Source organism: Bacillus cereus (genome assembly GCF_015071065.1).
Classification (GTDB): domain Bacteria; phylum Bacillota; class Bacilli; order Bacillales; family Bacillaceae_G; genus Bacillus_A; species Bacillus_A cereus_BA.
The window spans coordinates 75327-90073 of the sequence record NZ_VOVA01000011.1 but is presented as its reverse complement, the minus strand read 5'-3'; the positions used below and the strand labels follow the sequence as shown (position 1 = coordinate 90073).

The window sequence follows — 14747 nt, the reverse complement described above, 5'->3', positions numbered from 1 at the left end:
TCCCACCTAACTTCTTTGCCCCAGCCGAATTTTGAGGTGGAAGTTTTACTGCCCGTTAATGCGGGATAAATTTCTTGGTTAAATAAAGCAAAACCATCATGAGTGAATAGTTACTTTTGATGGGCTACACGAATCGGGTTCTTACTGCCTGTTTGAGCGGAATTAAAGAAGGATAGGAAGATGAGAGGAGGTAGGCATAGGGATACTGAATAAGGGTTCGGTGTATTCGTTTTTCAATGAATAAGGAATTTCCTGTGCTAATAAATGATGAAGCGAGCAAGAATTATTTATAATCCTACTTCTGGGCGCGAGCTATTTAAGAAGAGCTTACCAGAAGTATTACAAAAATTAGAACAAGCTGGATATGAAGCGTCTTGTCATGCGACAACTGGTCCTGGAGATGCGACTGTGGCAGCGAGGCAAGCTGCGGATCGTAAGTTTGATGTTGTTATCGCAGCTGGTGGTGATGGTACATTAAATGAAGTAGTGAACGGTTTAGTAGGACATGAGCATCGTCCAAAGTTTGGAATTATTCCAGTTGGAACGACAAATGATTTTGCGCGTGCGATCGGTGTACCTCGTGCTATTGAAGAGGCTGCGGATATTATTTGTGAAGGAACAACGGTACCGTTAGATCTTGGTAGAGCGAATGATACATATTTCATTAATATCGCTGGTGGCGGCCGTATTACAGAATTAACATATGAAGTACCAAGCAAGCTAAAGACAGTATTAGGTCAACTTGCTTACTATTTAAAAGGCATCGAAATGTTACCATCATTACATCCAACATATGTTGAAATCGAGTATGATGGGAAGTTGCTACAAGAAGAAATTACGATGTTTTTAATTACGAATACTCGTTCAGTTGGTGGATTCGAAAAAGTAGCACCATATGCATCTATTAACGATGGATTATTTGATTTATTAGTACTGAAAAAAGGTTCTATCGCTGATTTAATTAAAGCAGCAACACAAGCGCAGCGTGGGGAACATATTAACAATCCGAAAGTGCTATATACACAAGCGAATCGTATTAAAGTGCATTCACCTGATAAATTAATGATCAACTTAGATGGTGAATATGGCGGAGATGCACCGATGGAATTCGAAAATATATATCATTGTCTGGAACTATTTGTTCCTGAACATCAAGAGGATGCCCTGTAAAGGCATCCTTTTTTGCTTTTTCCCAGCATTCCCACCTCAAAATTCGGCTGAAGCAAAGAAGTTAGGCGTGGGTCGGGCTGCTCGTAAAAGTCCGATTGGTGAAGGTTAATAATCAACGGGGATGGACAAAACCCTACTGATTAAAGTTTCACTTTATACAGCTGAATTGTAAATTGGAAGTTAGTTTGATTTTTATGGTATTTTTACAATCCGTTTATTTTTTATCCATATTTTATTGATACACTGGAAGAGATAAGAAATGAGAGGTAGGGTGCTATGGAGAAGGTAAAAGCAATACTATTTGATAAAGATGGGACATTAATGGATTTTCATTCGATTTGGATAAAAGTAGCTGAAGAGCTTGTTGTAGAATGTATAAATTTATATCAATTACCAGAATCAATGCAGCAGACGTTATTAAAAGAGATTGGCGTAGACGGAGCATTTGTTCATCCGCGTAGTGCGCTCGCTGCTGGAACGAGTCTTGATGTGGCCAAGGGGCTTTGTAAATATATTGCATCATCTAGAGAAGAAGAGATGCATCAATGGGTGAGTGAAAAGTTGTTTGCTCTTATGTACGAGCATCGTTCACATATGAGAATGACGGCAGATTTACCGAAAGTTTTACAAGAGTTAAAGGATAGAGGATTTATTCTAGGTGTCGTCACAGCTGATGATTTTGCACCGACAGAATTATTTTTAAAGCAGTATCAATTGGAAGGTTTTTTTGATTATGTTATAGCTTCAGATACGTTTCCGGCACAGAAACCAGATAAAAAAATTGTAGAATCGTTTTGCGAGAGATTTAATTTAGATCCATCTGAAGTGGCAGTTGTAGGCGATACACCAACAGATTTATATTTAGCAAGAAATAGCGGAGATTGCTATGCAATTGGGGTACTTTCTGGTACGGGCGATCGTCAAACGTTAGAGCCACTTGCAGATTTAGTGTTACATTCTGTTGGGGAGTTTATTTCTAATTCTGGTGAGTTAATTTGGGAGCAAGGAAAGTCTAATGTATAAATTGATAAGTCTATAAGGACTCTATATGAGTCTTTGTAGACTTATTTTTTATGCCGAGATAGTAAGGGAATGGGATGAATACTAGAAAGGGGAAGTTGGCATACATCTTGCAATATAAAGAGAAAACATTGTATAGAAAAGGATGGGGTACGCATGAACACAAAAAAATTTGCTAAAGTAAATGAACAAATTCCAGGACCGAAAGCAGCGTCTTTATTAGAACGCCGCCAAAATATAGTACCAAAAGGAGTAAGTAATGGTATTCCAACATTTGTACAGTCTGCAAATGGTGCACTCGTAACAGATGTGGATGGAAACCAGTATATTGATTTCGCAGGAGCGATCGGGACAATTAATGTAGGACATTGTCATCCTACTGTTAAAGAAGCACTTCATAAGCAAGTAGATCAATATATTCATACTGGCTTTAATGTGATGATGTATGAGCCTTATATTGAATTAGCAGAAAAACTTGCTGCATTAGCACCAGGGAATTTCGATAAGCAAGTATTGTTTTTAAATAGTGGTGCGGAAGCGGTTGAAAATGCAGTGAAGATTGCTCGTAAATATACGAAGAGACCTGGAATTATTGCATTTTCTAAAGGATTTCATGGGCGTACATTAATGACAATGACGATGACAAGTAAAGTAAAACCATATAAATTTGGATTTGGCCCATTTGCTCCAGAAGTATATAAAGCGCCATTCCCATATGAATACCGTCGCCCAGAAGGGTTAACAGAAGAGCAGTATGATGACTTTATCATTGAAGAGTTTAAGAACTTCTTCATATCAGAAGTAGCACCAGAAACAATTGCAGCTGTTGTAATGGAGCCTGTTCAAGGGGAAGGTGGATTTATCGTTCCAAGTAAGAAATTTGTTCAAGAAGTACGCAGTATTTGTTCAGAGCACGGTATCTTATTTGTAGCTGATGAAATTCAAACAGGCTTTAGTCGTACCGGAAAATACTTTGCAATTGATCATTATGATGTCGTTCCAGATTTAATTACGGTATCTAAATCATTAGGTGCTGGTGTACCGATAAGCGGCGTGATTGGTCGTAAAGAAATTATGAATGAGTCTGCACCGGGAGAACTGGGCGGAACGTATGCAGGAAGTCCATTAGGATGTGCGGCTGCATTAGCTGTGCTTGATGTAATAGAAAAAGAGAAATTAAATGATAGAGCGATAGAAGTAGGGAAAGTCGTAATGAACCGATTCCAAGAGATGAAAAACAAATATAATTGCATCGGTGATGTGCGCGGCTTAGGGGCAATGTGTGCATTTGAGCTCGTTCAAGATCGTAAGACGAAAGCGCCTAATAAAACATTAGCGGCTAATTTATGTGCAGAAGCAAATAAGCGTGGATTACTTCTACTATCAGCAGGAACATATGGAAATGTTATTCGTGTGTTAATGCCATTGGTGATTACAGAGGAGCAACTTGAGGAAGGTTTAACAATAATTGAAGAATCATTGCAAGCTTGTTATGAGCAAGCAAACATCGCTCGTGTATAAAGAATTAAAGGCATAAAGCTTTTCTTTTTAGGCAGAAGAGGGCAATCGGCCATGCATATCGGTCAGCCACTTTTTCTGCCCCATGCCAAGCTAAAACAAAGTGAAGGTATGGTTGCGATGGCATTCTGTATTTTTCAAGGCACTGAATTATGTGTTGAAAAATACAAATAGATTTGTATAAATAACAAATTGAAAACATTCTAGCTTACTCTATATAAAATGCAGAAAATTCATTTTATAATAAAGGTAGTAAAGTGAATCGATGGATTTGAAGTAGGGAGTGGCTAGGATGGTTGCAGAAAAGGAACGAGTGTTGATGGACTTAAAAGATGTATTTGAATATGCATTTGATGAGATTTTTGTTACGGATGAGAATGGAACGGTTGTCCGTGTAAATAGTACATGTGAAAGACATTACCAGCTCTCTGCTAAGGAACTAGTAGGAAAGCATGTGCAAGAACTACAAAAAGAAGGGATTTTTTATCCATCTGCAACGTTAGAAGTAATTGAAAAGAAAAAGCCGGTTGAACTTGTTCAAACAACGAAATCAGGAGAATATTTACATGTTCGTACAAGGCCAGTATTTGATGAACAAGGTAATTTAAGACGAGTTATTAGTTATTCACGAGATCTTACAGAACTCTACCAATTGCGTAAGAAGGTAGAGGAGATGGATAATCAGTTAAAAACATATAAAAAAGAATTAAGAGAAACATATGAGCATGAAGGGCTTATTTTTAAAAGCATCGCTATGCAGAAAATAGTCGAAACAATTAAAAAAGTTTCCGTGGTGGATAGTACTGTTCTTGTTTTAGGTGAGACAGGAGTAGGGAAGAGTCGATTAGTACGTCATTTACATGAAGTGAGTAACCGGAAGCATGAAAGTTTCTATGAAATTAATTGTGCGGCATTGCCGACGAATTTAATTGAATCTGAGCTTTTTGGATATTCAGGTGGGTCTTTTACAGGTGCAAATCGTGAAGGAAAAAAGGGATTACTAGAATCAGCACATAAAGGGACCCTTTTCTTAGATGAAATTGGTGAAATGCCGCTTGAAATTCAAGCGAAGCTTTTGCAAGTATTGCAAGAAAAAACGTTTCGTCCTATAGGCGGAAGAGAATTAAAAAAGGTGGACGTTAGAATTGTAGCAGCAACAAATAGAGATTTAAGTACGATGGTGAAACAAGGAACATTCCGGAAAGATTTATACTATCGTCTGAATGTCATTCCAATTTCAATTCCGCCACTTCGGGAGAGAACAGAAGACATCTTGCCGCTCATCTATCATTATTTACAGCATTTTAATAAAAAGTACGGACGTGATGTGAAGTTAGCACCTAGTACGTTACAAATGTTTGTCGGATATCCATGGGAAGGAAACAATAGGGAAATAGAGAATGTAATTGAAAGAATTGTTATCACTGCAGATGATTTTGTAATGGTAGAAGATTTGCCACTATCTATGCAAGAGGCTACAGTTGAACAATCCGGACAAAGTCTTTATAGAATGCTGGAAGAGGTAGAGAGAAATATTATTCTTAAAGCGTATAAAACGTATGGATCAAGTTATAAAGTGGCTGAATTTTTGCAAATAAGTCAATCTGCTGCTACTAGGAAAATTAAGAAGTTTATAGAGGAGGAAGAAAACATTGGATAAAAAAGCGATGTTCGTAAACTTAGAGAAAAAGGCGATGTATATAAATGGTGAGTGGATTACACTGCAAGAACAAATCGAAGTAAACAATCCAGCGACAAAGGAAGTATTTGCAACTGTACCAAAGGGCGGGATTACAGAGGCAAAGCAAGCAGTTGATGCTGCACATGAGGCTTTTAAATCATGGTCAAAATTAACGGCAGCGGATCGTGCAGTAAAGTTAAAAAAGTGGTTCACACTCATTGATGAAAATAAAGAAGAAATTGCAGCAATTATGACGAGAGAACAAGGGAAGCCGTTTGCAGAAGCACTTGGTGAAGTGAATTATGCAAATAGTTTTGTTGAATGGTACGCAGAAGAAGGAAAGAGAATATACGGTGAAATGATTCCTGCTTCTCATCCGAATAAGCGTATTTTAGTTATGAAGCAACCAGTTGGAGTTATGGCAGCTATTACACCGTGGAACTTTCCAGCTGCTATGATTACGAGAAAGGTAGCTCCAGCACTTGCAGCAGGCTGTACGGCAGTTGTGAAACCAGCGAGTCAAACGCCATTAACTGCATTGAAGTTAGTTGAATTAGCACATGAAGCAGATATTCCCAAAGGTGTAATAAATATTGTAACAGGTAGTGCAAAAGCAATTGCTGATACGTGGATGGAAGATGAGCGCGTTCGAAAAGTTTCCTTTACAGGATCAACTGAAATTGGGAAAGAATTAATGGCTAGCGCTGCACAAACGATGAAAAAGGTTTCGCTTGAATTAGGTGGTCACGCTCCATTTATTGTTATGAATGATGCTGATTTAGATAAGGCGGTAGAAGCGGTAATCGGTTCGAAATTCCGTAACGCAGGACAAACGTGTATATGTACAAACCGCGTCTTTGTTCAAGAAGAAGTGTACGAAGAATTTGCAGGGAAGTTCACAAAAGCTGTAGAGCAGCTTAAAGTTGGAGACGGATTCGGCGAAGGAACAACTGTAGGTCCACTTATTGATGCGAATGCAGTTTCGAAAGTGCAAGAACATATTGAAGATGCAATTCAAAAGGGCGGAGAAGTTTTATACGGTGGCCATAAATTTGCAGAGTTAGATGGATATTTCATTCAGCCAACAGTAATTGGATTGGCAAATGACACGATGCTTTGTATGAATGAAGAAACATTTGGACCAGTTGCACCAGTTGCTAAATTTAAAACAGTTGAAGAAGTAATCGAGCGAGCAAATAATACACCATATGGTTTAGCTGCTTATATTTTCACAAAAGATATTAGCCAAGCATTCCAAATTAGCGAAGCGTTAGAGTACGGTATTATCGGTTTGAATGATGGACTTCCATCAGTTGCACAAGCACCGTTTGGTGGCTTTAAAGAAAGTGGTATCGGCCGCGAAGGAGGCCATTTCGGCATTGAGGAATATTTAGAAATTAAATATATTTCATTAGGATTATAAGTAGTATACTAGAATCTCTATAAGGTAACCGAGAAGGAGATTCTAGTATGGTATATTGGCTATTGTTACTCGTAACAATTATTTTTGAAGTAGCTGGAACGATTGCGATGAAGTTATCGAACGGTTTAACAAAGCTTGTTCCAAGTGTCCTTATTTTCGTATTCTATGGAATTTGTTTCAGTGTGTTTGCTATTGTTGTTAAAAAGATTCATTTAAGCATTGCTTATGCAATTTGGTCTGGTGTGGGAACGCTACTTATTACAATCATCAGTGTGTACTTTTTCAAAGAGCATATTAACTTATTCCAAGCGTGTTGTATTCTCTTTATTGTTCTAGGAGTAATTGGACTTAAGGTGTCATCGGCATCATGAAAGCTATCTTTTGTAGAAGATAGCTTTTTTCTATTTGTGCAGTTAGCAATTAATGCGACAAAATATGACAAGAAAGCGTAAAGAGTTTTGCTATGATAAATATAAAAATCTTGTCTCATAAGGAGGGAAGAGTATGTTAAAAAAGGTGAGTCGAATTGTTTTAATTTGTGGCATGGCTTTTAGTTTAAGTGCTTGTATGGAAACTAAAAATAGCGATGAAAGTAAACAAGAGGACGTTCAAGATAAAGTTTATAAAATAGGAGAGACAGTGGACGTGGATGGTTTGCAAGTAACTCTCGATTCAGTTCAATTAGGGTATCCAGATTACACCACAGATAAAAAGAAAGATGATATTTTAGGGATTGTTTTCACGGTGAAAAATAATAGTAAAAAAGAAATACCTTTTGCATTTTACGAATTTGAGATTACAGATAAGAAAGGTACAAAATTTAAAGAATATAAATATGATAGCTTCATTAGTAAAAAGGTAGCACCAGATGAAAAAATCCAAGACGTCATGCTATTTGATGTAACAAAAGAAAATACATATATCGCCACATACAGGCCTGAGTTTACACATGAGAATAGAACGATAAAATTTGAATTGAAGCCTAACAAATAAAAACACATTGGGTAATCCAATGTGTTTTTATATTAATGAATTTAAAACGCCCAGTTACCTTTACGGAAGATAGGCTCATGTCTGCCATTAGCTGTAATACCATCAATATCAAGCTCAGCTGATCCAATCATGAAATCTTCGTGTGTAATACTAGCGTTCGCACCATTTTCAGCAAGTTCTTCTTTCGTCATTGTTTTTCCGCCATCTAAGTTAAATGCATAAGCATTTCCGATTGCAAGGTGGCAAGATGCATTTTCGTCAAATAGCGTATTGTAGAATAAAATATTTGTGTTTGAAATTGGTGAGTCATGAGGTACTAAAGCTACTTCTCCTAAGAAGTGAGAACCTTCATCTGTTTCTACTAAATGTTTTAAAGCTTCCCCACCAGCTTCAGCTTTATAGTCCACGATACGTCCATTTTCAAATGTTAACGTAAAGTTATCGATGATGTTACCTGCAAATGCTAACGGTTTTGTACTAGACACTTGTCCGTTTACACCTGTTTTAAGTGGCATTGTAAATACTTCTTCTGTTGGAATGTTAGCCATAAATGGTACGTTCTTTTCATTTAAGCTACCAGCACCAGCCCATACATGATTTTCTGGAAGTTCGATCGTTAAGTCTGTTCCAGGACCTGTATAGTGAAGAGCTTTATAATGTTTTTCATTTAAGTAATCAACTTTTTTATGTAGCGTTTCATCATGTTCTTTCCATGCTTCCACAGGATTTTCTAAATCAGCACGAGTAGCTTTGAAAATAGCATCCCATAGCGTTGCTTCTTGTTCCGCTGGTGCTACGTCAGGGAATACTTTTGCAGCCCATTCTTTCGTAGGAACAGAAATTACACACCAGCTCACTTTATCAGCTTGTACATAATCACGGTATACTTTCATCGCTTCTCCAGCTACTTTATGAGCAGTTGCGATACGCGTTGGTTCTACACCTTTTAATAAATCAGGGTTTTCTGCATAAATAGACATAAATGCAGCGCCTTCTTTTGCTAATTCTTCACGAGCATGTGCTTTCCAAGAAGGGAATTCAGCGAATGCTTCTTCAGGAGCTAGATCGAACTTTAAGCGTGTTAACGTCTCATCATTCCAATCCACATATACGTGCTTTGCACCAGATTTATATGCTTTTTCTGTAACGAGGCGTACAAATTGTACAGCTTCAAGAGGTGCACTAATTGATAAAGTTTGTCCGGGCTGAATATTAACACCAACATTGACTGCAAGGGCAGCATATTTCTCTAACGTTTGTTCAAATGACATATGTATAATCTCCTTTAGTTTGAAAGATTTCTTACTATATATAATACAAGAAAATTCTAAAAATATATACAAATATAACGTGAAAAGAGAGCTCAAAATATATTGAGCTCCCGAATTTATTTGATGGAAGAGGCAAACTGTTCTACTGTAGTTGTATGATGTATACGAACACGCTTCATCTTTAGCAACTCATCTGGTTCACCTTTCGTAATGAACTGCCCAGGTTTCGTTGTCGTTGCAAATTGATAATATTTCTTTGTCTCTGCGACAACTGTATCATCTACATGACCGAATGGATAAGCAATTGCGATAACAGGTTTACCTGTTATTTTCTCTAGCTTTTCTTTTGATCCTTTTAACTCTTCTTCATAGGTTGTAATTTTCGGCAAGTCTGCGTGTGTTGCTGTATGAGATTGTACCGAGAAAATGCCGGAATCAACCATTTCTTTTATTTCAGATGTAGAAAGAGCTCCTTCTACATCAACGTTATCAACAATCATATATTCTGTTGCCGATGGTTTAAAAGTAGCATCTTTTAGCTTTTGTAAAGTACGAAATGCATTCATATTATTTTTCATGCCATCATCAAATGTAACGAAAATCGGCTTATTTACTTTATTTATATCGCCCCAGCGTTCAAACGTTAATAATGTATAACCATTGTCCTTTAAATATTTCATTTGTGCTTCAAAGTTAGCAGGTGATACGAATAAGTCTTTAATGCCTTGTCCGTGATAATCATCAATTGCATGATACATAAGAACAGGAACCTTTTGCTCGAAAGTAATAGTAGATTTTGTAAGTGGAATTGTTTTCCCATCTTCTTTTATCCCTGTTGCTTCAATTTGATATTCACCGCGTTTTCCTTCAAATTCTTTTATATCAAAAGGAATTGTGAATTGTTTTTCCTTTTCTTTAGAAGAAAAAGATTTAGTACTTTCTTTTCCATCAGCAGAGCGCCAAATTTTATATTGTACTTCGGTTAAAGTATCTTTTATATCTGCTATATGAATAGCTGTGTTTGTAGATTCGTGCGTAACTGGATTATAAGAAATTTTACCTTGTGTTTGTACAGTCTCTTCTTGTTTTTTTACTTCTTGTACCTTTTTCTCTTTTGCAGGTTCTGGGCTAGCATTATTTGTGTTACATCCTGCTAGAATAGCAGATGTACATAAAGCAATTGCTGCGTATTTTCTCATAAAATCACCTTCTATTGTGTATTATGTTGCATACTTACATTTAAAATCCCCACCGTTATAAGAGAGGTGGGGATATACCCTTGTTCATCATATCATTTGAATAAAATGAGGGAAATATGATTTTTAGGAGGAGCTATTAGGGCGATAGGTTAATGACTTTGAATCGATGTATTCTTTCGTTTCTTATTGGAATTGATAATAATATAACCTACTACAAAAATGAGAGGAATAATAAAGACATAGATAGGCATTCCCCATATATAATAGCTTTTCATGCTTAAAACTAGTAAATGTAAGAAGTCGAAAAGGGCGTGGGCTTTCATAATATCCTCCAATGTTTTTTTACAAATTATAACATTGCAAGCTTCTAATTTGTATATTTTGGTAATTGATTTAAGCTAATTTTAAAGTGAGAGAAAGGCTTGTTAATATGTAATTTTGCATATATTGATAGTTTTTATTAAAACATCAGGATTTTAAACTATAATAAGAAACGCTATAAATGAAAGTAATACTGATGTACGGAGTGGAGAACAGAGATGAAGTATAAAAAATTAGTATATATCCTGCTCATATCGCTATTCATAGTCGGTTGTCAAAGTGAAATGAGTAAGGAAAATAGTGTAGAGGAGTATATTCCACCGCACCTTATGAATGCGGAAGTTACAGCGGATATTATGACATTAGAGATGGATCCAGATGCTCTTAAAAAGGTAGGGAATATTGGTCAAAGAATGAGAGAGCATCTAGTGAATAATATGGAATGGTATTTAAAATACGTAGAAGAGCATGCAGAGAAAAAAAGTCTTCCATATCATCCTAATTTCGGTGTTACAAAAGAAGAGTATGAGTTTGTACTAAATGCAATTGATCAAAGTAAATTGGTTAATTCAAAGGATGGAAAGTTGAAATTTAAGAAAAAAAGTGATCATGAAGTAGAGATTTTTTCAAGTGAAAGTATAAAGCTTTTAAAATATATAGTTATTGATACTGAGAAGAATATAGTAAAAACATCTCTAGGAGAATGTGAATATTTTGGAGAAATAATAGCATCGCCAGAACAGAAGTTAACTGGTCCTTGGTACGGGAAACAATGGATGTTAAAAAAAGACGGCTTAATATATATGTTTTCTTTAGGGAAACTGGAAACAGGAAATAAATCAATTATTGATATTTCGGTAAAAGGTGAATATAAGGGAGAAATTATTAATAAGGAAGAGACATTAGAGTTTTCTTCAGTTTCTTAAACGATGATAATAAAAAAATCACCTTGCTGTCTAAGCGAAGGTGATTTTTTATTAAATAAACAATCCAGCGATTGTTGCAGATAAAATAGAAGCAAGTGTTGATGCAAATAGCATTTTCCAACCGAATTTTGATACGACGCTTCCTTGCTTTTCAGAAAGGGCACGGATTGTACCAACGATTGCACCAATTTGGCTAATACTTGCAAAGCTAATTAAGAATACAGTAACGATTCCAACTGTACGTGGATCTAATGTTGCAGCAGTACCCTTTAAATCAAGGATTGCTACGAATTCATTTAAGACAATCTTCGTACCCATAATACCACCAGCTGGGATAATATCTTGAGTTGGAATACCCATTAAGAATGCGAATGGAGCAAGGATATAACCGAAGATTTGTTGTAAAGTAACAGCATGTCCCATTGCACCTGAAGCTGCGCTAATTACATAGTTCACAACTTCCATCACACCGATGAAGGCGATCATTAATGCAGCGACGATACCAGCTACTTTTAAACCATCCAGCGCACCGTTAATCATAGCGCCGATAAGGCTATCTCCGAATAGGTTTTTATCAAATTTTTGAACCACTTCGTCTTCTTTTTTCGTATCAACTGGTGTTAATAACGAACAAACGATTAAGCTTGAGAATAAGTTTAGCGGAAGAGCCGCTAATACATATTTCGCATCTAACATCATAACGTATGATGCTGTAACAGAAGCAGAAACGGAGCTCATCGCTGAACAACAGATGATAAACATACGATTTTTATTAAAATGCTGTAAATCGTTTTTAATAACGATTAACGCTTCACTTGAACCGAAGAATACAGAGTTTACTGCGTGGAATGATTCAACGCGTGGTAAACCAGTAACTTTTGAAAGTGCACCGCCGATAACGCGAACGATGAATGGTAAAACACCTAAATAACTAAAGATAGAAAGTAGTGCTGAGAAAAATACGATAATTAATAATACATTTAAGAAAAAGACAAAATCTCTTTGAATTCCATTAAAGAGAAAATCGACACCTGTCGTACCAAGTTTAATTAGTTTGTTGAAAACTTTACTAATGAAGATGATAATTTGCTGTCCGATCTTTGTGCCAAACATAAACCAACCGATTAAAATTTGGAAACCAATCATAATAGCAATTGCACGGAAGTTGATTTTACTTTTGTTGTTTGAGAAAGCAAAACATAAACCTAACACGGCAAGGATACCGATAACGCTCATTACATATTGCATGTAGTTGCCCCTTTCAGAAGTTCGTATAAAGTTTTTACATAAAACACTCGTTATATGACTAATAAATAAAGTGGTAAAGGTTTTATGTCATACGTAAGATGTCTGACCTTTTAGAAAAGTAAAAATAAAAAAAGACTCATATGGATTCACTTTCATCTATAAGAGAAAGCTAATCAATATGAGTCTTTTTATACAAAAAACAAGCTAATATTCATTAGTTTTTCCCATAGTCCAGCAATTTAAGGTTGCCGGGTAGAAACTCTCGATCCATATTATCGACTATATATGAGGTAACATCGTCCGTATTAAATTAGTAGTAGCGTAACATTACTAGAGAACTATCGTCAATAGCTTTTTTTCTTCCGATAGAAATAGACCATATAAGTATGATAAAATGTAACGCAGTGTTATGAAAAAGAGAGGTCGGAAAATGAGTACAAAAATGACGCCACCAGTTGAAAAAAACGAGTTTATAGATGTAGTGTTTGAAGATTTAACACATGATGGTGCCGGTGTTGCGAAAGTGAAGGGATATCCTATTTTCGTAAAAAACGGATTACCAGGTGAGGAAGCGCAAATTAAAATTATTAAAGTGAAGAAAAACTTCGCGTTTGGTCGTTTAATGAAGCTTCATCAAGAAAGTCCATATCGTAAAGATGCAGAATGCCCCGTGTACAACGAGTGCGGCGGTTGTCAACTTCAGCACTTAACATATGAAGGACAATTACAAGCGAAAGAAAAACAAGTACGTGACGTTATGCAGCGCATCGGTGGATTAAGTGATGTTCCTGTTCATCCTGTACTTGGCATGAAGAACCCATGGGTATACCGTAATAAAGCACAAGTACCAATTGGAGAACGTGAAGGCGGACTTGTAGCTGGTTTCTATCGTCAAGGAACGCATGACATCATTAATATGGAATCATGCTTAATTCAAGCAGAAGAAAACGATACATTAATTCAAGAAGTAAAACGTATTTGCGAAAAACACGGTATCTCGGCTTACAATGAAGAGCGTAACAAAGGAACACTTCGCCACGTAATGGCTCGCTACGGACAAGTAACAGGGGAAATTATGCTTGTCTTTATTACACGTACAGCTGAACTGCCAAATAAAGAAGCAATCATTGAAGAAATCGCAGCGAAATTCCCAGAAGTAAAATCAATCGTTCAAAACGTAAATACGAAACGTACAAACGTTATTTTCGGAGACAAAACGACAGTACTGCACGGATCAGAATATATTTATGACTTTATCGGTGACATTAAATTTGCGATTTCAGCACGTTCATTCTATCAAGTAAACCCAGAACAAACGAAAGTGCTATACGATAAAACGTTAGAATACGCAAAATTAAATGGTAATGAAACAGTAATTGATGCATATTGCGGAATCGGATCAATCTCCTTATTCTTAGCGCAAAAAGCGAAAAAAGTGTACGGTGTTGAAATTGTTCCAGAAGCAATCGAAGACGCAAACCGAAACGCAGCACTAAACAACATGACAAACGCTGAATTTGGCGTAGGAGAAGCAGAAGTAGTTATTCCTAAATGGTACAAAGAAGGCGTAATCGCCGACACAATGGTCGTAGACCCACCGCGTAAAGGCTGTGACGAAGCATTACTAAACACAATCATCGACATGAAGCCAAAACGCGTCGTATACGTATCATGCAATCCAGCAACATTAGCACGCGACTTAAAAGTACTAGAAGAAGGCGGATATAAAACACAGGAAATACAACCTGTGGATATGTTCCCGCATACGACTCATGTGGAGTGTGTGGCTTGGCTTAAGTTGGTATAATAGAAAAGCAGTTGATATAGAAAAAATCTATACCATCTGCTTTTTGGTTTATAAAAATACCATTTAGAAACGATTTTAGTTAAAATAAATATTGCTGATTTTCACAAATTATAAATGTCAAAATGTACTGATGTTATTTGGCTTTATATTTTTAAATTGAGAGTTTGAAG

The 14747-nt window shown here is 36.4% G+C and carries 12 protein-coding genes and 1 riboswitch; of the genes, 9 read left to right on the top strand and 3 right to left on the bottom strand.

The window, feature by feature from the left end:
- The first annotated feature begins 264 nt into the window (after nucleotides 1-264).
- The 7 genes from FT637_RS21660 to FT637_RS21630 all read left to right on the top strand — a co-directional run bounded on the left by FT637_RS21660 (nucleotide 265) and on the right by FT637_RS21630 (nucleotide 7805).
- Nucleotides 265-1170, top strand: coding sequence for a diacylglycerol kinase (locus FT637_RS21660; protein WP_105586222.1), 906 nt, complete (start codon nucleotides 265-267; stop codon nucleotides 1168-1170).
- 276 nt (nucleotides 1171-1446) lie between these two features.
- The gene (locus FT637_RS21655) at nucleotides 1447-2193 is read left to right on the top strand and encodes an HAD family hydrolase (RefSeq protein ID WP_193648050.1); all 747 of its coding nucleotides are present in this window, start codon (nucleotides 1447-1449) and stop codon (nucleotides 2191-2193) included.
- Nucleotides 2194-2346: 153 nt separating this feature from the next.
- Complete coding sequence (gabT, locus tag FT637_RS21650) at nucleotides 2347-3711, top strand: 4-aminobutyrate--2-oxoglutarate transaminase (protein WP_193648049.1); 1365 nt, start codon at nucleotides 2347-2349, stop codon at nucleotides 3709-3711.
- Between the two features lie 289 nt (nucleotides 3712-4000).
- A complete protein-coding gene (locus FT637_RS21645) occupies nucleotides 4001-5368 on the top strand; it encodes a sigma-54 interaction domain-containing protein (protein ID WP_193648048.1) in 1368 nt (455 codons plus the stop codon).
- On the top strand, nucleotides 5361-6812 hold the full coding sequence (gabD, locus tag FT637_RS21640; RefSeq protein ID WP_002201952.1) for an NADP-dependent succinate-semialdehyde dehydrogenase: 1452 nt from the start codon (nucleotides 5361-5363) through the stop codon (nucleotides 6810-6812). Before FT637_RS21645 ends, gabD begins: the two co-directional genes overlap by 8 nt.
- Before the next feature lie 47 nt (nucleotides 6813-6859).
- On the top strand, nucleotides 6860-7183 hold the full coding sequence (locus FT637_RS21635) for a DMT family transporter (protein WP_098275636.1): 324 nt from the start codon (nucleotides 6860-6862) through the stop codon (nucleotides 7181-7183).
- 133 nt (nucleotides 7184-7316) lie between these two features.
- Nucleotides 7317-7805 (top strand): DUF4352 domain-containing protein, encoded by a 489-nt coding sequence (locus tag FT637_RS21630; RefSeq protein ID WP_193648047.1) that lies wholly within the window; start codon nucleotides 7317-7319, stop codon nucleotides 7803-7805.
- A 41-nt stretch (nucleotides 7806-7846) separates the two neighbouring features.
- On the opposite strand, the gene FT637_RS21625 is transcribed toward FT637_RS21630, so the two are convergent.
- Nucleotides 7847-9076, bottom strand: a complete 1230-nt coding sequence (locus FT637_RS21625) for an aminopeptidase (protein ID WP_193648046.1) — start codon at nucleotides 9074-9076, stop codon at nucleotides 7847-7849.
- Nucleotides 9077-9192: 116 nt separating this feature from the next.
- The gene (locus FT637_RS21620; protein WP_193648045.1) at nucleotides 9193-10275 is read right to left on the bottom strand and encodes a polysaccharide deacetylase family protein; all 1083 of its coding nucleotides are present in this window, start codon (nucleotides 10273-10275) and stop codon (nucleotides 9193-9195) included.
- 539 nt (nucleotides 10276-10814) lie between these two features.
- Between FT637_RS21620 and FT637_RS21615 the strand changes: the two genes are divergently transcribed.
- Complete coding sequence (locus FT637_RS21615; protein ID WP_193648044.1) at nucleotides 10815-11522, top strand: hypothetical protein; 708 nt, start codon at nucleotides 10815-10817, stop codon at nucleotides 11520-11522.
- Nucleotides 11523-11573: 51 nt separating this feature from the next.
- On the opposite strand, the gene FT637_RS21610 is transcribed toward FT637_RS21615, so the two are convergent.
- Nucleotides 11574-12770 (bottom strand): NupC/NupG family nucleoside CNT transporter, encoded by a 1197-nt coding sequence (locus tag FT637_RS21610; RefSeq protein WP_193648043.1) that lies wholly within the window; start codon nucleotides 12768-12770, stop codon nucleotides 11574-11576.
- A gap of 207 nt (nucleotides 12771-12977) precedes the next feature.
- Nucleotides 12978-13079: riboswitch (purine riboswitch) on the bottom strand.
- A 121-nt stretch (nucleotides 13080-13200) separates the two neighbouring features.
- Here FT637_RS21610 and rlmD point away from each other — a divergent pair.
- Nucleotides 13201-14577 (top strand): 23S rRNA (uracil(1939)-C(5))-methyltransferase RlmD, encoded by a 1377-nt coding sequence (rlmD, locus tag FT637_RS21605; RefSeq protein WP_193648042.1) that lies wholly within the window; start codon nucleotides 13201-13203, stop codon nucleotides 14575-14577.
- Nucleotides 14578-14747 lie beyond the last annotated feature (170 nt).